Here is an 18117-nt window from a genome sequence, read left to right as displayed (position 1 = left end):
TCATACCGCGTCGTCCGCGATGCGGACCAGTTCGTTCAGCTTGGCGGTTCGCTCGCCGCCGACCGTGCCCGTCTTGATGTAGGCGGCGTCGGTCGCCACGGCGAGGTGTGCGATGGTCGTGTCCTCGGTCTCGCCCGAGCGGTGGGAGATGACGCTCTCCATTCCGTTCCGGGTCGCGAGCTCGACCGCGTCGAACGCGTCCGAGAGCGTCCCGATCTGGTTCGGCTTGATCAGGATGCTGTTTCCGGCGCCGACGTCGATCCCCTCGCGGAGCCGGTCGACGTTGGTGACGAACAGGTCGTCGCCGCAGATCAGCGTCCGGTCGCCGACCCGGTCGGTCAGCTCCGCGAACGCCTCGTAGTCGTTCTCGTCGAGGGGGTCCTCGACGTACGCGAGGTCGTACTCCTCGACGAGGCCCGCGACGTACTCGATCTGTTCGTCCGTCGACTTGGTCTCCTCGCCGTAGACGTACGCCTCTCGGTCGTCGTCGTACAGCTCGGCCGCGGCCATGTCGAGCCCGAAGCGGATCTCGAAGCCGACCTCCGCCTCGACCGTCTCGACGGCCTCCGCGACGACCTCGAACGCCTCGGCGTCCGAGATCGGCGGGGCCCACGCTCCCTCGTCGCCCTTCGCCGCCGGGACGCCGTGCTCGTCGAGCACGTCCGCGACCGCCGCGTGGACCGCGGCGTTCGCGAAGACGGCCTCGGAGACGCTCGGCGCGCCGACCGGCGCGGCGAGGAACTCCTGGATGTGCGTCGCCTCCTTGGCGTGTTCCCCGCCGCCGACGACGTTGCCGAGCGGGACGGGGAAGTTCTCGCCGCGGAACGCGCCGCCGAGGTGCTGGTACAGCGGCGCGCCGAGCACGTCCGCGCCGGCCTTCGCCGCCGCCATCGAGATCGCGACCGCGCTGTTCGCGCCGATCGCGGAGAAGTCGTCGGTGCCGTCCGCCGCGCGCAACGCGGCGTCGACCGACCGCTGGTCGCCCGCGAAGAGCCCCTCGAGACGGGGAACCGCACGCTCCCTCGCCTTCGCGATCGACTCCTCGGCGGGGAGCTCGATCGCTTCGAACTCGCCGGTCGACGCGCCGCTCGGCGCGGCCGCGCGGCCGAAGCCACCGGACTCGGTGAGCACGTCCGCCTCGACCGTCGGGTTGCCCCGGGAGTCGAGGATTCGGCGCAGCGACACGTTCGTGATCCGGGTCACGCGTCGGCCTCCCTCCGGACCGTGAACGGGAGCGCGCCCGCGTCGTACTCCTCCGCGGCGACGAGGATCGGCTCCGTCTGGTCCGTCTCGATGAGCACGGGTGCCCCGTAGGACACCTGTAGGGCGCGAGCCCCGAGGATCCGTGCCTTCTCGTACCGATTGTATCTCTGTGTTGACATGGGTTACTGGTACGGCGAGACGACGTCGACGAGGTCGCGGTGGCTGACCAGCATGCGCCGACAGCAGTGTCGGTTCACGCCGAGGTCGTCGAGCACCTCGCCGGGGTCCTCCTCGCCCTCGCGAGCGCGCTCCTTGAACTCCTCCCAGTGTTCACCCACGACGTTGCCGCACGTGAAACACCGGACGGGGATCATCATGACTGGATCACCTCAGCGGTAGGACTTCTGGTAGCGGGCACGCGCGCCGGGTCCGCCCCACTTCTTGGGTTCGGACTGGCGCACGTCGTTGACCAGCAGCGTGCGGTCGAAGCTCATGTACGCGTCGCGCAGCTCGGCGTCGCCGAGGTGCTGGACGAGCCCGCGGGCGATGGCGGTCCGCGTCGCGTCCGCCTGGCCGCTGAACCCGCCGCCCGTCACGTCGACGTCGATGTCGACGCCGTCGCGCAGCTCCTCGCCGGCGATGCGGAACGGTTCCAGCATCTTGAGGCGCGCCTGCTGTGGTTCGACCAGCTCGACGGGCTGGGAGTTGATTCGAACGCGGCCCTCGCCGTCGCGCACCGTGGCGCGGGCGACGGCCGTCTTCTTCTTACCGGAGGTGTTCGTTACCATGTGACGTTAGCTCCCAAGGACTCGGAGACGTCCCCGAGCGTGGTGAACTTGATGTTCGAGAGTCGGTCCAGTGACGTGCCGTCGAGGACGACCGCCTCGGCGTCCTCGTCGCGCTCGTAGGGGTTGCCCACGTAGACGCGAACGTTCGAGAGGGCCTCGCGGCCGTCCTCGCTCTTGTACGGCAACATCCCGCGGATGGCCCGCTTGAAGATGCGGTCCGGACGCTTGGGGTAGTACGGCCCGCTGTCCGAGCCGAGGTTCGCGCGGGTGTGGTAGGTGTCCATCGTCGCCTCCTCGTTGCCCGTGATCACCGCGTGCTCCGCGTTGACCACGGCCACCGTCTCCCCGTCGAGGACGCGCTGGGCGACCTTCGAGGAGACCCGGCCCAGGATGCAGTCCCGGGCGTCGACGACCACGTCGGCGTCGACCTTCGCGAGGCTCATCGGATCACCCGGACGTTCCCGCCCTCGGGGTTCTCCTCGACGAACCGTTCGAGCGACACCGCCTCGCCGGCCTGGTCGATCTTCGTCCGGGCGGTGCCCGAGAAGTCGACGGCGGCGACGGTGACGTTCTTTTCGAGGACGCCGCTGCCCAGCACCTTGCCGGGAACGACGACCGTCTCGTCTTCGTTTGCGTACCGTTCGATGCGACCCAGATTGACCTCGGCGTGGGTACGCCGTGGCCTCTCCAGTCGGTCGGCGACGTCCTGCCACACGTTGGCACCGGAGTCACGCGAGACCGACTTCAGATCGGCGATGAGGTTCTGTAAGTTCGGATTCGTCTTGCTACTCATAGCTGTCCCTCCCTGTGGGGGGTTCCTGAAAAGCGGAGTGCAGGGAGCAGGATTTGAACCTGCGGACCTCTACAGGACAGCGCCCTGAACGCTGCGCCGTTGGCCTGACTTGGCTATCCCTGCGTGCACTCCTGGGTAATCCGGCTCCCTTCAAACCACTTTCGGTCCCGCCGTTCGGGACCGCGCCGTCGTCAGCGACGGCGTCGACGCTCGCGAACGGGGCGAGCGTCGTATGGGTGGTTCGGGGAGTCGACATTCCTTAGACCGCGACCTTCGTTCGAAGTTCGTCCGCGCGCTCCTCGATGGAGTCGATCGCGCGGAGCAGCAGTTCCTCGACCGTGAACGAGCCGTCCGTCTCGATGTGGAAGACGAACGCGCCGGGGACGTCCTCGACGCGCACCTCCTTTCCGGGGTACCGCTCCGAGAGGTCGTTGCCGAACTCGTCGGTGGCGACGACCTCGCCCTCCGGCGTCTCGATGACGCCGCGGAGGATGCGCGGCTCCTCGTCGTCGAACTCGCCGCGGTCGCCCTCGACCGAGACGCGCTGGAGGTGTCGGTAGCCGACGGAGACGCCGCCCTGGTGTTTGGCGTGCTCCTTGCCGGCCTCGAGGACCGCGTCGGCCTCGAACTCCAGCCGCTGTCCCTCCTTCAGTTCGACGATCGGCACGTTCTCGTCGGCGGGCTCGACCATCGCCTCCGCGGACTCGATGTCCCCGGAGTAGGCGGTCGCCGGCCCCTCGACGTCGAGCGCGAGCGTGACGGTGTCGCCGATCTCGAACTCGTCGAGCGGCGTCGTCAGCGGAACGAGCCCCAATCGCAGCCCGATCATCTCGTCGAACATCACGGAGGAGTTCTCGACGAACCGCACCGTGTCGATCGAGAACGTCGGGACGTCGGCGATCATCGCGCGGCGAATGCCGTTCGCGAACGCCGGCGTGAGCCCGCGGATCAGCACCCGCGCGCTGCGATCGTCCCGTTCGACGTACTCCACGTCGAAGTCGGCTTCCGTCATGTCAGACTCGCTTGTTCTTTGGCGCCTTCGTCCCGTCGTGCGGGATGGGCGTGACGTCCTCGATGCGCCCGATCTCGACGCCGGCACGCGACAGCGCGCGGATCGTCGCCTGCGCGCCGGGGCCGGTCGACTTGTTGAGGTTGCCGCCGGGACCGCGCACGCGGACGTGGACGCCCTCCAAGCCGGCCTCCTTGACCCGCTCGGCGACGACCTCGGCCATCTGCATGGCGGCGTACGGCGACGCCTCGTCTCGGTTCTGCTTCACCACGGTGCCGCCGGACGACTTGGCGATCGTCTCGGCGCCCGTCTCGTCGGTGACCGTGATGAGCGTGTTGTTGAACGACGCGTACACGTGGGCGATGCCCCACTTTCCGTCCTCGGATTGGCTCATGTGTTTACTCCTGTGACTCCGCGCGCTCGGGGTGTAGGTCGTCCGCGAGCGGACTCGTCTCGTCGAAGGCGATGGCGCCCTCGTCGCTCACGTCCACCTTCACCGAGGGTCGCGTCACGCGCGCCCCGTCGACGGTGACGTGGCCGTGAACGATGAACTGGCGGGCCTGCTTCGTCGAGGAGGCGAACCCCTGTCGGTACGCCACCGTCTGTAGGCGGCGCTCGAGGAGGTCCGTCACGTCGAGCGACAGGACCGTCGAGATGTCGTCGTTGTCGCCGAGCACGCCGATGCGGCGCAGTCGCGCGACGAACTCCGAGCCCGCCTCCTGGGCGGCCTCGACGTCACCCTGGGCCTCGCCGAGGAGGCGTCGGGCCTCCCGGCGCATGCGGCGCAGTTCCGACTGCGCCCGCCAGAGCTCCTCCTTGTTCTTCAGGCCGTACCGCGAGAGGAGATCCGACTCCTCGGCGATCCGCTCGCCCTGGTACGGGTGGTTCGGCGTCTCGTACCCCTTGGTGTTCTTGCCGGTGCTCATTCCTCGTCACCCGCTTCTTCCTCGGCCATCTCCTCGCGGATCTCCTCGACGTTGACGCCGATGGTCCCCTCGGTCCGGCCCGTGGACTTCGTCCGCTGGCCGCGGACCTTCTGGCCGCGCTTGTGTCGGACGCCTTTGTACGATTCGATCTGCTTCATCCGGTTGATGTCGTGACGCCGCTTCTCGTTGACGTCGGAGCCGACGAGGTGTGTCGTCTCCCCGGTGAAGAAGTCGCTCTGTCGGTTGGTCATCCATGACGGGACGTGGTCCTCGAGGTTCTCGGCGACGTCGACCACCGCCTCGATGTCTTCCTCGTCGAGAAGCCCGAACGTGGACGTTCGGTCCACGCCGGCCTCCTCGGCGACCAGCCGCGCCATGCGCGTGCCGATGCCGTTGAGTTCAGATAGGCTTCGCTCGACCGTCTTCGTCCCGTCGAGGTCCGCGCCCCCGATCCGAACGAAGTACTGGAGGTCTTCCTCCTCCTCCGGCGAGTCGTCCTGTGATTCTTCCGTGCTCATGTGTTGATCGCAGTGAGCCCTACCGGCGCGATCCCGGCGGTGCTCGGTCGTTTCGAGCGTTGCGGCGGGGATTCGAACCCCGGAGGCAGTGACGCCACAGAGTTAGCAACCCTGCGCCTTGGGCCAGGCTTGGCTACCGCAACTCGCGTCGTATCGTCGCCCTCGCGGACTCGGGGCCCGGCACCCCTGCAGTTCGTGCGTCCTGATCAACCGCGCTTCACTACTTAAACATCACGAAAGCCCCGGGACGTGGCTCCCGTTGGCACGGGAGATCCTGCTGAGGAGACCCGCCGCCGACGCCGATTGGCATACCGTTTAGTGGTCCGCCGCGATGGATGTCCCCATGAAGGCCGTCCAGTTCGACGCCCACGGCGACCGCGACGTGATCGAGTACGGCGAGTTCCCGGACCCCGAACCCGACCGCGGGGAGGTGCTCGTCGACGTCAAGGCCGGCGCGTTGAATCACCTCGACGTCTGGACCCGCCGCGGGCTGCCCGGCGTCGACCTCGACATGCCACATATCCCCGGAAGCGACGCCGCTGGCGTCGTCGAGGCGGTCGGCGAGGGCGTGACGCGCTTCGAGCCCGGCGACCGCGTCGCGGTGAGCGCGGGGGTCGCCTGCGGGGAGTGCGAGTTCTGTCGGGACGGCGAGGAGTCGCTCTGCGTCTCCTTTCACATCTTGGGCGAGCACGTCCGCGGCGTCCACGCCGAGAAGGCCGCGGTGCCCGCCGACAACCTCGTGCCCGTTCCCGACGGCGTCGATTGGGCGGTCGCCGGCTCCGCGTCGCTCGTCTTCCAGACCGCGTGGCGCATGCTCCACACGCGCGCGGACGTCGAGGCGGGCGAGAAGGTGCTCGTGCTCGGTGCCTCCGGGGGCGTCGGCCACGCCGCGGTCCAGATCGCCGACCACGCCGGCTGTGAGGTGTTCGCGACCGCCTCGAGCGAGGCGAAACTCGCACACGCCGAGGACTGCGGAGCAGACCACGTCGTCGACTACGAGGCGAACGACTTCGCCGAGGAGGTCGCCGAACTGACCGGGAAACGCGGCGTCGACGTCGTCGTCGACCACGTCGGCGAGGCGACCTACCCCGACTCGCTGAAGTCGCTGGCGAAGGGCGGACGGCTCGTCACCTGCGGGGCGACGACCGGGCCGAACCCGGACGCGGGGCTGAACCGGATCTTCTGGAACCAGCTCTCCGTGCTCGGCTCGACGATGGCGACGCCGGGGGAGGTCGACGACGTCCTCGAACTGGTCTGGGACGGCACCTTCGAGCCGCGGGTCCGCGAGACGCTCCCGATGAGCGAGGCCACGCGCGCCCACGAGATGATCGAGAACCGTGAGGGCTTTGGCAAAGTGGTCCTGAAACCGGACAGTGAGTTCTGAGACCGACGCGGACGGCGGGTACGTCCACACCCCGGCCGACGGCGACGCGGAACCCGCGGAATCCGCCGAATCCACGGAACCCGCAGACCCCGCGGAACCCGCGGATCCGGCCGCCGACGGCTTCGGCCGGAAGGGATGGGCGCTGACCGCCGTGTTGTTCACCTGCGTCCTCGTCATCCCCGGGATCATCTACGCGTACCCGTACGCCGCCGGGGCGTTCGGGTTCACGTTCTTCGCGACGTACCTCGCGCTCCCGCTCGTCCCCGCGGTCCTGCTCGGGCTCGTCGCGGTCTGGTCGATGACGGCCGCGACGGAGTGACACGCGAGGAACTACCACGCTGCGTCGCGGTCCCGAACGCGAACGACAATCGTTTTGAACGGCCCTGCCGGAGGGGAGATATGTTGATCACCGTCTCCGGCCCGCCGGGGAGCGGGAAGAGCACGAACGCCGCGGGTCTCGCCGAGGCGCTCGGGCTCGACCACGTCTCCGGCGGCGACATCTTCCGGGAGATGGCCGCCGACCGCGGCATGACCCCCGTCGAGTTCAACGAGCACGCCGAGGACGACGGCGACATCGACCGCGACCTCGACCGCCGGCTCCGCGAGATCGCGACGACTCGCGACGCGGTCGTGCTCGAGTCGCGGCTGGCCGGCTGGCTCGCCGGCGAGCACGCCGACCTGCGGTTCTGGTTCGACGCCCCCGTCGCGGTCCGCGCCGAGCGGATCGCCGACCGGGAGGACAAGCCCGTCTCGCAGGCCCGCGAGGAGACGCTCCGCCGCGAGGCCTCCGAGCGGAAGCGGTACCTGGAGTACTACGACGTCGACATCGATGACCTCTCGATCTACGACGCCGCCTACAACACCGCCCGGTGGGGACCCGACCGGTTCCTCGACGCGCTCGTCGCCACGGTCGAGGCCTACGACCCCGACGACGACGAGGGGAAGGTCCCGATCGAGGGCGTCTCCTACGACTTCTAAAACGCCGCCGAACCCGGAACCAGCACACACGGAGACCCATATGACCGACGACATCGACGACGCCGACCCCGGATCCGGAACCGACGACGCCGATCTCGGAGCCGACGAAGGCGGTCCCGGATCCGCCGACCCGCTTCGCGCCCCGCCCGGCGAGCGGTCGGTCCCCGAACTGCTCCGGTTCGGCGTCGTCAACGTCGACAAGCCCGCCGGACCCTCCTCCCACCAGCTCTCCGCGTGGGTCCGCGACGCGATCAACGACACGCTCGAGGTCGTCGACCCCGACGGGCCGCGGATCGACGGCGTCGCCCACGCAGGGACGCTCGACCCCAAGGTGACCGGCTGCCTCCCGACGCTCACCGGCACCGCGACCCGGATGGCACAGGTGTTCCTCGAGGGCGAAAAGGAGTACGTCTCCGTGCTGGAGCTTCACGGTCCCGCGCCCGCCGACTTCCGGGAGGTCGCCGCGGGATTCGAGGCGGAGATCTACCAGAAGCCGCCCCGAAAGAGCGCGGTCACTCGCCGGCTGCGGACCCGGACGATCCACGACCTCGACGTGCTCGAACTCGAGGAGCGTCGCGCCCTGCTCCGGATCGGCTGTGAGTCGGGGACGTACGTCCGCAAGCTGTGTCACGACCTCGGCCTCGCCGCCGGCGTCGGCGCGCACATGGGCCACCTCCGCCGGACCGCCACGGACCCCTTCGACGACGCGGACCTCCACACGCTCGAAGACCTCACGGACGCGCTCGCGTGGGCGGAGGAGGACGACGACGACCTCCTCCGTGAAGTGGTCCGCCCCGCCGAGGAGGCGCTGGTACACCTCCCGTCGGTGACGGTCGCGCCCTCCGCCGCGCGCAACGTCGCCACCGGGGCCCCCGTCTACGCGCCCGGCGTGATCGACAGCGACCTGGACGCGGCCGATGCCGCGGATACGGCGAACCGTGCGGACCAAACGGAACCCCCGCTCGTCGCCTGTCACGTGCCGAACGGGACGGCGGTCTGTCTCGGCCGGTTCGTCGGCGACCCGGACGCCGAGTCGGGAACGGTCGTCGCGCTCGAACGCGTTCTTTTATGAGCGAGCGGGCGGGGATCCGCCCATGGAAACCGACCGACGCCGACTCGAACTCGGTACCGCGAGCGCCGCCCCCGGAACCGTCGATCGCGGGTGGTTCGACGTCGCCGACCTCCCGACCGGAACGCCGGAGCGACTCCCCGTCGTCGTCGCCAACGGGGGCGACCCGGGACCGACCCTCTGGCTGACCGGCGGCGTCCACGGCGACGAGGCCACCGGGATCGCCGTCGTCCTCGAGACGATGGACGCGCTCGCCGACGACCCGGAGGCGCTGGCGTCGCTCGCCGGCGCGGTCGTCGCCGTCCCGGTCGTCTCGCCCGCGAGTCTCCGCCGGAACGCCCGGCACACCTACTACGACGACGAGGACCCGAACCGTCACTTCCCCGACGCCGACGCGGAGTCGACACGCCCGCCGAAGCTCCAGGAGCGGATCGACGCGCGCCTCTACGAGGCGGTCGTCGGCGAGGCCGACGCGGGTTCAGGTCCCGTCGCCGCGGACGCCCTGATCGACTGTCACACCGCGGGCGTTGACAGCGAGCCGTTCGCGATCCGCGACCGGGTCTTATACGGCGACCGCCGGAGCGATTCGGAGGCGGAGGCGCTCGCGGCCGAGCTCGAGTCCGTCGTCGACGCCTTCGGCTTCCCGACGCTCACGGAGTACCCGGCCGCGGAGTACGTCGAGGAGGACCTCCAGCGCTCGCTCGCGGGAGCCGTCCTCAACGAGGCAGGCATCCCCGCGTTCACCGCCGAACTCGGCTCGCACTCCGTCGTCGACGACCGCCTCGTCGCGGGCGGCGTCGCCGGCGCGTTCGCGGTCGCGGTCGAGCGCGGCCTGCTCGCTCCCGACGACGTCCCCGGGGGCGTCGGCGAGCCCGCGGAGCACGTCGACGACGTGCCCGTCGACTACCCGGTTCGACGGTATCACGGCCCGACGACTGACGTCTCGGGGCTCGTTCGCCATCGCGTCGACGCGGGCGAGTCGTTCGCCGAGGGGGACGTCCTCGCCGATGTCGTCTCCGCGACGGGCGAACAGCAGGAAACGATCCGAGCCGACCACGACGGGTACGCCATCTCGCGACGTGAAGGGCTGGCCGTCTACGAGGGCGACCCGATCGCGAGCCTGGCGGTGCGCGACGACGGCGACCTCGTCGTCCCCCGCGACGACGGCGACGACTGAAACGAAGTCCTTAATTACGGGACGGTCGTTCCTCCGAGTGCGACCCGGGACCGTGGGGTAGTGGTATCCTCTGCGGATGGGGTCCGTAGGACCTGAGTTCGACTCTCAGCGGTCCCATACGAAATAAACTGTTTCTCGTCCGAAGAGCCCCTGCTGGCCGTACACGGGAGCTTGTTCGAAATACTGCGGAGATCGTTCGTCAAACGGGACTCGTCACGGACGGAGGCACCGATCAATTCGGATACAGTGCCGATCGTTCCGGAGAGGCGGCCGTGATCTTCACGTCCCACAGAGTTCTCGACGCGGTGACGACCGTCTTCGCGGCTCGAGCGGTCGGTTCTCACGCGGAGGCGAACCCGGTCGTTCGTGAGTTGCTCGAGATGAACTCGATCCAGCGACGATACAGCGTTCAACACCGATATGATTGGGTTGCGGTACAGAACGCGAGTAGAAAGCCGGTGGCGATAGATTCTTTTCTGGACGAGCGGGCCGGCCTACTCATTTCACTTTCAGTCTCGTGGTGGGGTTTATTGGTCCCGGTCCAATCGGTTACGGTATGTCGAGTACGGAGTGGCGGCCAACCGATGACGAAGACGGTCCGAACGAAAACTTGGGCTTCGGTGACGCACTCGCGGAACTCGCGGTCGAGGACGCTCCAGACATCGATCCCGTCGACGCCGTTCGTGAGTCGCGCGAAGACGTATGAAGCTCTTCGTCGATTCGAATATTTTCATCGCGATCGTCACCGACGACACGGATCGATCCGATATCGCCCGAAATCTACTTAACAGCGATCACGAGTTTTACTCGTCGATCTACAACGTGATGGAGGTACGGAACGTCCTCGCGACGAAGTACCATCTCAAGCGGGATCGAATCGAGGAGGTCGAACGGACGATCCGGACCTATGCCGATCCAGTCTCTCACAGTTCCGTACTGATTCAGAAGGCAGACGAGATTCAAGAAGAGACGTATACGACGGCGATGGACGCGATCATGCTCGCGGCGGCGGACCATATCGGTGGCACACTCGTGACCTTTGACACGGAGCTTCATCGACACGGTGCGAAGCCTCCCGAAGATATCTCGTTCTAATTACTCGGTCGTGAGATGAGCGTGTTAGTTTCCGCTCACTCACTGGCTACCAACAGAGCGAGATCGTGGCGAGCGGCCCCGACGACGACCCGCCGATGAGCGTCGTTATCGATGCTGCGCTCGCACATCTTATTCAGTCCGAGGAGAAAATTCGGGACACCCGTGACGAGTTGGGTCCCACGACGATCCAGCGATTTAATACGGACGTACTCGGATTGCGGTACAGAACGCGAGTAGAAAGCCGCTGGCGTTAGAAAAGATTAGGGGGCGAAGGTAGTGATGGAGACATCAGTTCCGCTTAGCTTAATCTCCTCATCACTAACGTCGTACGTCCTCTCGAAGAGTATCGATTCACTAGGTTCGTGAATCAGTCGAACACGTGCTTCATTAACCTTGGTACTGCTACCTCCGAAATCGGCATCGACAGTATCACCGACAGAGATCGATGTATCAAGCATACCACTTGCTTGATTACTCGAATCGACGTCATCAATAACTACTCGTACATCCCCTGATGGAACAGTGTCTCCACCAACGTGTTCTATTGTGATTGTACCATTCCCGGCACCGTCACTACTTAGTGAGACATCCAACTGAGTCGACGGCTGACTGTCTCCGAGCGAATCCCCCAGACCGAGTACGAACGTCCCGATGACGGCCGCCAGGATCACCGTAATGGCGACCATGAGGATGACACCGATAACGGGGCTCACCGCGCGGTCGTCCGTGTTGAACAGGTTGTGTGGTTTCATTGTCTGAATCCAGCGGTTCCCCGATGCGGGACGTCGAACCCCCTCGATCCCCCGACCGGATGCTGGTTAGTTGAAGGGAGGCGGACCTTCCATAAGTACTTGCTGCCATAAATATCAACGTTGAAAATTAGTTGTCGATGAGAAATGATTGGACGATCGAGGTATTCTCGGCGGAGTTCGTGGACGATCCGTGGGGTGGCGGCTGCGCAGCCAGACGTGCCGACACACCGCACGGATTTATACGGTCTCACGTTCCTCACGGACACACCGGATGCCCGAACGAACCCGCCGACGCCACCCATCGAGATGAGCGACGGCACAGCGTCCCGGCCGTCACCGCTGAACGGGCTGTCGGTTCTGGCGCTCGCCAGCGCCGTCTTCGCCGCCGTCCTCATCGCCACGTACCTCCAGTACGTGCTGCTCGCGGTCGTCATCGCGTACGTGCTCGCGCCCCTCCAACACCGCGCGGAGGAACACGTGCGGCCGGACGTGGCCGCGGTCTCGGTGATCGCGGGGGCGACCCTCGTGGTGTTCGTCCCGCTCGCGTACGTCCTCACGGTCGCGCTCCGACAGGGACTCGCACTTCTCTCCGCCCTCCGACGCGGGGAATTACGGAACTTCGTGGTCGACGAGATCGAGATATTCGGATACGTCGTCGACATCGACGTCCTCTACGTGACCTACCAGGAACCGATCAACACCGCGATACAGCGGCTCGCGAGCTGGGGACTCGGGCTGCTCCGCGGGATCCCGGACCTGACGGTGGGGCTGTCCGTGACGCTTTTCGTCCTGTTCACGCTGTTGCGCGACGGCGATCGACTCTTCGCGTGGGCGCTCACCGTCGCGCCGGTCTCCGAGCGCGTCCAGCGCGACCTGATCGCGGAACTCGACGACCTGATGTGGGCGTCGGTCGTCGGGAACGTCATCGTCGCGGGGATCCAGGCGCTGCTTCTCGGCGTCGGGCTGTTCTTACTCGGCGTTCCCGGCGTCACGTTCCTCACCGTGGCCGCGTTCGTCCTCACGCTGCTCCCGCTCGTGGGCTCCTTCGGCGTCTGGGTCCCGCTGTCGCTGTATCTGCTCGTGCGCGGTCGGACCACCGCGGCGGTCGTCCTCTTCGTCTTCGGCGTCCTCGTCAGCCTCTCGGACACGTACCTCCGTCCCGCCGTGATCAACCGGGCCGGCGCGATCAACGTGGCGATCATCGTCGTGGGGATCTTCGGCGGGATCGTCCTCTTCGGCGGGGTCGGCCTCTTCGTCGGGCCGGTCGCGCTCGGCGGGGCGAAGGTGGTCCTCGACCTGTACGCGCGCGAGCGGGAGGCGGGGGCGACGGCGGTCGACCGGCGGACCGAGTGAGGATCGACGGCGGCCCGCGGGCCGCGACTCGGCGGACGGCCCTCAGTAGACGTACTCGTCCTCGGCGATCGTCACGTAGTCGCGTCTCGTCTTCCGCTTGTTCCACTTGTAGCCGAGGATGAGCTTCAGCGACTCCCACCCCGACCGGTACGGCTGGGAGAGCAGTCCGCCGCTCGCCTCCGCCGCCAGCATCGCGTCCGCCGCGCCGATGATCCGGTCCCAGTCTGCCGGCTCGTAGTCGGCGACCATGTCCGCCATCGTGACGTTCCGGACGACCTCGTCGCCGATGGCCTCCTTCCAGCGTCGGTTGTACGGGGCCAGATCGCCGGCGGCGGCGAGTTCGCCCGCGATCGCGCCGGTTCGGACGGCGACGTGGTCGCCGCCCTCGTGGAACGCCGAGGTGGTCCCCATCGCACCGCCGGCCACGGCGATGCCCGCCTCGGTCGGCGAGTCGATCGGGCGGGTCGAGGAGATCGGGTACGTCTCCGTCCCGCCGCGTTTGCCCGCGTCCTCGACGAGCGGGAAGTCCTCCTCGACGTCGTACTCGTCGCCGTACTGCCACTCCAGCAGCCGGCGGACGTACTCCGCGCCGCCCGGGATCGACTCGTCGTCCGCCGAGAGCAGCTCGTAGGCGTCGGCGTCGAAGTCGTCGACGTCCATCCCGATGGGCATCGTGAGCCCGATCCGACAGACGCGGTCCCGGTTCGGGAAGATCCACGGGTACGCGGTCTCGCCGGGCATCACGCCCCACCAGAAGACGATGGCGTCGTTCACCTCCTCGTACACCGCCTCGGGCACCCGCCGGTACTCCTGGTAGGCGATGTGGTTCGCCTCCGGCGGCGCGAGCCGGTCGGACCCGCCCTGCCCGGCCGGGAGGTACTCGTCGAGCACGCGGTTCGTCACCGTCCGCTGCGGGCCGTCCGCGAGCACGACGAAGTCGGCCCCGATCTCGTCGCCGTCGGCCAACCGGAGGACGTGACGGGGGTCGTTCCCGTCGGCGCCGGCTTCGCCGGACGCCGGCCCCTCGTCGAGGTCGGTGTCGACGCCGCGGACCGAGACGCCGGCCCGGTACTCCGCCCCGGCGTCCTCGGCGCGCTCGCGGAGCCAGTCGTCGAATCGGGCGCGGTGGAAGGTGTACCCGAACCCGTCATAGGAGGACTCGATGCCCGTGTCGTACAGGGTCGCGGCCGTGGAGGGCCCGCGGAACTCCGCCCGGTCGAGTTCCCGTTGGACGACGCCGTCGGCGAACTCGTCGGGATGGATCCCCATGATGTCGACCCAGTAGTTCAAGATCCCGGCGGCGTCGGTGGAGTCGGGTCCGAGCCCCTCGCGATCGGCTCGCGGTACTCCCTTCTCCAACACGAGGGCGTCCGCGCCGCCGCTCGCGGCCGCGTGCGCCGCGGACGAACCGGCAGGCCCCCCGCCAACGATCGCGACGTCTACGCGTTCCATACCCTGTGAGGTCGACCTCACGGCTTTAAATTCACGGTCGCCGACGGGACCCGATCGGCGTCCTTCCGTTCGGACGTTGCCGTGGTCACGCCGGGGCGCCGAGAACCGATCGAAAACGATCGTTCATCCAGTTTTACCGGCGGATCTCGGCGTCGGAAAGACACCCTTTTGGTTCCCAACCGGGTCCGTCCGACAACGATGGCACGCGAGACGTGGGCGACACGAATGGGATTCATCCTGGCGGCGGTCGGGAGCGCGGTGGGGCTCGGGAACATCTGGCGGTTCCCCTTCATCACCGGACAGGAGGGCGGCGGGGCGTTCCTGCTCCTCTACCTGCTCTTCGTCGCGCTGATCGGTTTCCCGGCGATCCTCGTCGAGTTCGTGATCGGCCGGTACACCAACCTCAACCCCGTCGGCGCGATACGCGAACTCGGGAGCGGAGCGTGGAACTACCTCGGCTGGCTGTTCGTCGTCACCGGCTTCGTCACCCTCTCGTACTACAGCGTCGTCGCCGGCTGGTTCCTCCGGTACACCCTCATCGGGGTCACCGACGGGTACGCGCTCGCTGGGGCCGAGGAGGCGAACGCGCTGTACGGCTCGGTCACCACCGGACTCGACTCCCTCCTGTTCCACGCCGTGTTCATGGCGCTCGTCATCGGGATCATCGCCGCCGGCGTACGGCGGGGCATCGAGGTCGCGGTGAAGGTGATGGTGCCGGCGATCATCGTGCTGCTCGTCGGGCTCGCGGCGTACGCGTTCACGCTGGATGCCTCGGGAGCGGCGTACGCGTACTACCTCACGCCGGACTTCGGCTACCTCGCCGCGAACTGGACGAGCATCCTGCCGGCCGCCGCCGGACAGGCCTTCTTCACGCTCTCGCTCGGGATGGGCGTGATGATCACCTACGCCTCCTACCTCGGCGAGGACCGGAACCTCGCGGCGGACGCGGGCATCATCGCCGCGCTCGACACGCTCATCGCCGTGATCGTCGGCTTCGTCGTCTTCCCGTTCCTCTTCGCGGCCGGGATCGAGCCCGGCGGCCCCGGTCCCAGCGCGATCTTCGTGAGCCTCACGTCGGCGTTCTCCGGGATCCCCGGCGGTCGAATCATCGGGGTCGTGTTCTTCGCGATGGTCGGGATCGCGGCGCTCTCCTCGGCTATCAGCATCCTCGAAGTGCTCGTCTCGTACCTGATAGACGAGTTCGACGTCGCCCGCGTTCCCGCGTCGGCCGGGATCGGCGTTGCCGTCTTCCTGCTCGGCGTCCCGGTGACGATCGACCTGATCTTCCTCGGGTTGTACGACAATCTGGCCGGCGGGGTCCTGCTCGTGTTAGGCTCGCTGCTGCTCGCGCTGTTCGTCGGCTGGGTGATCCCCGACGTCGCCCGCAACGAACTCGAGAAGGGGATCGGCAGCCTCGGCGGACTCGGGACCGCCTGGGTCTGGATCATCCGGATCCCGATCGCGATCGTCGTCCTCGTCTCGCTGTATCTGGGGGTCGTCGACTACGCCGACTTCCTGACCGGCGGTTTCGCCGAGTGGCTGGCGGCGCGGTGAGGCGAGAGCGGCTGCTGCGGTGAGTCGACCCGTCTCGCCGTACCGACTCCTTAAAGGCGAACGGGCCTGAACGTCCGCTAGTGAGCGATCCGATCCCGACCGGCTGTGAGCCGGTCGACGACCTGCTCGGCGGCGGGTTCGAACGCGGGGTCGTCACGCAGGTGTACGGCCCGCCCGCCGCGGGCAAGACCAACCTCGCGCTCGCCGCGGCCATCGAGGTCGCGGCCGCCGGCGACCGGTCGCTTTTCATCGACACCGAGGGGCTCTCGATCGACCGGTTCGAACAGATGGCGAGCGCCCGCGTCGACCGCCCGGAGGTCGACGAGGACGTCGAGGAGCTGGCCTCGCGGCTGGTGATCACGGAGGCGTACGACTTCGAGGGCCAGCGCGAGGCCGTCCGCGACGCCGAGGAACTCGCCGGGGAGGTGGAGCTGATCGTGTTGGACTCCGCGACCGGCTTCTACCGGCTCGAGCGCGCCGACGACGTCGAGGGCGGTCAGTCGCTTCGGAAGGTCGCGAAGCAGGTGACACACCTCCTCTCGCTGGCGCGGCGACACGACGTCGCGGTGGTGATCACGAACCAGGTGTTCACCGACCCCGAGAGCGACCGCGACCGCGCGCTCGGCGGCAACACCCTCAACCACTGGACCGGCGCGATCCTCCGCGTCGACCGCTTCCGCGGCGGGAACCGCCGTGCGACCCTGGAGAAACACCGCTCGAAACCCGCCGGCGACTCCGCGACGTTCCGGATCGTCGAGGACGGGTTGGTGGCCGGCGCGAACGGCGAGTAGGGACGGAGGAACTCGGGCGACGACGGGAGACGAACGAAAAAGCGAGCGTGCCGGAACGTCGGGTCGACGCGGTCTCGAGAACGCTTAGAGCTCGCCGAGCTTCCGGAGCAGCTGGCCGCGGTACTCCTCGTCGGCGTTGACGCCCTTGATCTCGAGGACGTTCCGCTCCAGCTTGTCGAGCGCCACGTGGAAGGCGTGTTCGGCTCCGTACCCTTCCCCGGAACCGCCGACCTGTCCCTGGTCCGTCCGGAGGCGGATCTGACACTGGATGAGTGGGGTGCCACGGAGCTTCTCCTTGTGCTGGTGGAGCCGAACGTGCGCGTGCATCACCTGCATCTGGGCGTACTTGTCCGCGACGCTCTCGATCGACTCGACGACGTGTTCACGCGAGGTCCGGTCGAGCAGATCGACGTTGGTGATCTGGACGTCGAGCGAGTCCTCCTCGGTGAACGTGAGCGCGCGCAACACGTCGGTCTTGGTGACGATTCCCGCGACCGCGTCGACGTCCTCGGGGGTGACGACCAGCCCCGAGACGTCGTTGTCGAACATGCGGGAGACCGCCTCCTTCGCGGTCTCGTCGGCGGTCGCGGTCACGACCGGACTCGACATGATGTCGTAGACGGGGAGATCGAGCATCCGGTCGATGTCGCCGGCGCGGTCGCCGCTTCCCTGCCGTTCCTGGTCGCGGACGACGAACTCGACGATGTCGTTCGTGGTGACGACGCCGGCGAGCATCCCGTCGTCGTCGAGCACCGGGAGCCTGGAGATGCCGTTCTCTCGGAGCCGGTTTATCGCTCGCCCGACGCTGTCCTTCTCGTTGATGCCGATCACGTCGGTCGTGACGATCTGATCGACCGTGATCGCGTCGAGGCTCTCCAAGACGGCCTCGAGGATCTGGTCGACGGTCACGATGCCGTAGAGCTTCTCGCCCTCGTAGACGGGCGCGATCTTCACGTCGCCCTCGACGAGGAGGCGGGCGGTCTCGCGGACGTCCTCCGTCCGCTTCACCGAGGGGGCGGGCTTGACGACGGCGGAGACCTTCGTGTCGTCCTCCATCCGCGAGCGCAGCAGCTGTTTCTCGCCGACGACTCCCGCGTACTCGCCGTCCTCGGTGACGACTATCCCCTTCGGGTTCTCACGCTCGAAGATGGATCGGACCTTGGCGAGCCGCTCGTCGGCGTCGACCTCGACGTACTCCGGCACTGCGATATCAGCGATGTTCATGGTCCAACCGGAACGTTGGACGCGCCGGGTATTGAAAGTACAGGGGTCATC

General features: G+C 67.6%; 24 protein-coding genes, 3 tRNA genes and 1 pseudogene. 13 read left to right on the top strand and 15 right to left on the bottom strand.

Annotated features, from left to right (window positions below):
* From eno to F3H10_RS02115, 12 genes are all read right to left on the bottom strand, one after another.
* Entirely contained in the window at positions 1-1203 is a 1203-nt protein-coding gene (gene eno / locus F3H10_RS02170) for a phosphopyruvate hydratase (RefSeq protein ID WP_149783218.1), read from the bottom strand.
* Positions 1200-1382, bottom strand: coding sequence for a DNA-directed RNA polymerase subunit K (locus F3H10_RS02165; RefSeq protein WP_066417411.1), 183 nt, complete (start codon positions 1380-1382; stop codon positions 1200-1202). Before F3H10_RS02165 ends, eno begins: the two co-directional genes overlap by 4 nt.
* A gap of 3 nt (positions 1383-1385) precedes the next feature.
* The gene (locus F3H10_RS02160) at positions 1386-1580 is read right to left on the bottom strand and encodes a DNA-directed RNA polymerase subunit N (RefSeq protein WP_149783217.1); all 195 of its coding nucleotides are present in this window, start codon (positions 1578-1580) and stop codon (positions 1386-1388) included.
* Positions 1581-1592: 12 nt separating this feature from the next.
* On the bottom strand, positions 1593-1991 hold the full coding sequence (locus F3H10_RS02155; RefSeq protein WP_149783216.1) for a 30S ribosomal protein S9: 399 nt from the start codon (positions 1989-1991) through the stop codon (positions 1593-1595).
* Positions 1985-2434 carry a 50S ribosomal protein L13 gene (locus tag F3H10_RS02150; protein ID WP_142986396.1) on the bottom strand — a complete coding sequence of 150 codons (450 nt, stop codon included), beginning with the start codon at positions 2432-2434 and terminating at the stop codon, positions 1985-1987. Before F3H10_RS02150 ends, F3H10_RS02155 begins: the two co-directional genes overlap by 7 nt.
* On the bottom strand, positions 2431-2784 hold the full coding sequence (locus tag F3H10_RS02145; RefSeq protein ID WP_149783215.1) for a 50S ribosomal protein L18e: 354 nt from the start codon (positions 2782-2784) through the stop codon (positions 2431-2433). The genes F3H10_RS02150 and F3H10_RS02145 overlap by 4 nt, the downstream gene beginning before the upstream one ends.
* 38 nt (positions 2785-2822) lie before the next feature.
* Positions 2823-2907, bottom strand: a tRNA-Leu gene (locus tag F3H10_RS02140).
* 136 nt (positions 2908-3043) lie between these two features.
* Entirely contained in the window at positions 3044-3796 is a 753-nt protein-coding gene (locus F3H10_RS02135) for a DNA-directed RNA polymerase subunit D (RefSeq protein WP_149783214.1), read from the bottom strand.
* 1 nt (position 3797) lies between these two features.
* Positions 3798-4187, bottom strand: a complete 390-nt coding sequence (locus F3H10_RS02130) for a 30S ribosomal protein S11 (RefSeq protein WP_142986399.1) — start codon at positions 4185-4187, stop codon at positions 3798-3800.
* A 4-nt stretch (positions 4188-4191) separates the two neighbouring features.
* A complete protein-coding gene (locus F3H10_RS02125; protein ID WP_149783213.1) occupies positions 4192-4719 on the bottom strand; it encodes a 30S ribosomal protein S4 in 528 nt (175 codons plus the stop codon).
* Positions 4716-5237 carry a 30S ribosomal protein S13 gene (locus F3H10_RS02120; RefSeq protein ID WP_149783212.1) on the bottom strand — a complete coding sequence of 174 codons (522 nt, stop codon included), beginning with the start codon at positions 5235-5237 and terminating at the stop codon, positions 4716-4718. The genes F3H10_RS02125 and F3H10_RS02120 overlap by 4 nt, the downstream gene beginning before the upstream one ends.
* A 57-nt stretch (positions 5238-5294) precedes the next feature.
* A tRNA-Ser gene (locus tag F3H10_RS02115) sits at positions 5295-5380 on the bottom strand.
* Between the two features lie 200 nt (positions 5381-5580).
* On the opposite strand from F3H10_RS02115, the gene F3H10_RS02110 reads away from it, so the two are divergent.
* From F3H10_RS02110 to F3H10_RS16520, 10 genes and pseudogenes are all read left to right on the top strand, one after another.
* Positions 5581-6621, top strand: coding sequence for a zinc-binding dehydrogenase (locus F3H10_RS02110; protein ID WP_149783211.1), 1041 nt, complete (start codon positions 5581-5583; stop codon positions 6619-6621).
* Entirely contained in the window at positions 6611-6940 is a 330-nt protein-coding gene (locus tag F3H10_RS02105; RefSeq protein ID WP_149783210.1) for a hypothetical protein, read from the top strand. The genes F3H10_RS02110 and F3H10_RS02105 overlap by 11 nt, the downstream gene beginning before the upstream one ends.
* Positions 6941-7020: 80 nt before the next feature.
* Positions 7021-7599, top strand: a complete 579-nt coding sequence (gene cmk, locus F3H10_RS02100) for a (d)CMP kinase (protein ID WP_149783209.1) — start codon at positions 7021-7023, stop codon at positions 7597-7599.
* Positions 7600-7639: 40 nt separating this feature from the next.
* Positions 7640-8671, top strand: coding sequence for an RNA-guided pseudouridylation complex pseudouridine synthase subunit Cbf5 (locus tag F3H10_RS02095; protein WP_149783208.1), 1032 nt, complete (start codon positions 7640-7642; stop codon positions 8669-8671).
* A 22-nt stretch (positions 8672-8693) separates the two neighbouring features.
* Positions 8694-9845, top strand: coding sequence for a succinylglutamate desuccinylase/aspartoacylase family protein (locus tag F3H10_RS02090; RefSeq protein ID WP_149783207.1), 1152 nt, complete (start codon positions 8694-8696; stop codon positions 9843-9845).
* A 46-nt stretch (positions 9846-9891) separates the two neighbouring features.
* Positions 9892-9962, top strand: a tRNA-Pro gene (locus F3H10_RS02085).
* 303 nt (positions 9963-10265) lie between these two features.
* Positions 10266-10313, top strand: coding sequence for a hypothetical protein (locus F3H10_RS16595; protein WP_425545173.1), 48 nt, complete (start codon positions 10266-10268; stop codon positions 10311-10313).
* An 88-nt stretch (positions 10314-10401) separates the two neighbouring features.
* Positions 10402-10551 carry a hypothetical protein gene (locus F3H10_RS15910; protein ID WP_188127845.1) on the top strand — a complete coding sequence of 50 codons (150 nt, stop codon included), beginning with the start codon at positions 10402-10404 and terminating at the stop codon, positions 10549-10551.
* Positions 10548-10940 (top strand): type II toxin-antitoxin system VapC family toxin, encoded by a 393-nt coding sequence (locus F3H10_RS02075; RefSeq protein WP_149783206.1) that lies wholly within the window; start codon positions 10548-10550, stop codon positions 10938-10940. Before F3H10_RS15910 ends, F3H10_RS02075 begins: the two co-directional genes overlap by 4 nt.
* A gap of 56 nt (positions 10941-10996) precedes the next feature.
* Positions 10997-11194 (top strand): annotated as a pseudogene (locus tag F3H10_RS16520) (DUF7386 family protein); the annotation flags it as partial.
* A 6-nt stretch (positions 11195-11200) separates the two neighbouring features.
* On the opposite strand, the gene F3H10_RS02065 reads toward F3H10_RS16520, so the two are convergent.
* Positions 11201-11692 (bottom strand): type IV pilin, encoded by a 492-nt coding sequence (locus tag F3H10_RS02065; protein ID WP_149783205.1) that lies wholly within the window; start codon positions 11690-11692, stop codon positions 11201-11203.
* Positions 11693-11998: 306 nt separating this feature from the next.
* On the opposite strand from F3H10_RS02065, the gene F3H10_RS02060 reads away from it, so the two are divergent.
* Positions 11999-13045 carry an AI-2E family transporter gene (locus F3H10_RS02060; RefSeq protein WP_149783204.1) on the top strand — a complete coding sequence of 349 codons (1047 nt, stop codon included), beginning with the start codon at positions 11999-12001 and terminating at the stop codon, positions 13043-13045.
* Between the two features lie 42 nt (positions 13046-13087).
* Here F3H10_RS02060 and F3H10_RS02055 read toward each other — a convergent pair whose 3' ends face one another.
* The gene (locus tag F3H10_RS02055; protein WP_149783203.1) at positions 13088-14497 is read right to left on the bottom strand and encodes an NAD(P)/FAD-dependent oxidoreductase; all 1410 of its coding nucleotides are present in this window, start codon (positions 14495-14497) and stop codon (positions 13088-13090) included.
* A 198-nt stretch (positions 14498-14695) separates the two neighbouring features.
* On the opposite strand from F3H10_RS02055, the gene F3H10_RS02050 reads away from it, so the two are divergent.
* Together F3H10_RS02050 and radB are read left to right on the top strand one after the other, a co-directional pair.
* Positions 14696-16051, top strand: a complete 1356-nt coding sequence (locus F3H10_RS02050) for a sodium-dependent transporter (protein ID WP_149783202.1) — start codon at positions 14696-14698, stop codon at positions 16049-16051.
* 80 nt (positions 16052-16131) lie between these two features.
* On the top strand, positions 16132-16842 hold the full coding sequence (radB, locus tag F3H10_RS02045) for a DNA repair and recombination protein RadB (RefSeq protein WP_149783201.1): 711 nt from the start codon (positions 16132-16134) through the stop codon (positions 16840-16842).
* 84 nt (positions 16843-16926) lie between these two features.
* Here radB and F3H10_RS02040 read toward each other — a convergent pair whose 3' ends face one another.
* On the bottom strand, positions 16927-18066 hold the full coding sequence (locus F3H10_RS02040; protein ID WP_149783200.1) for a CBS domain-containing protein: 1140 nt from the start codon (positions 18064-18066) through the stop codon (positions 16927-16929).
* Positions 18067-18117 lie beyond the last annotated feature (51 nt).

The sequence above is a fragment of the Halorubrum aquaticum genome, assembly GCF_900113615.1.
Classification (GTDB): domain Archaea; phylum Halobacteriota; class Halobacteria; order Halobacteriales; family Haloferacaceae; genus Halorubrum; species Halorubrum aquaticum.
This window is presented reverse-complemented; position numbering and strand designations above follow the sequence as displayed.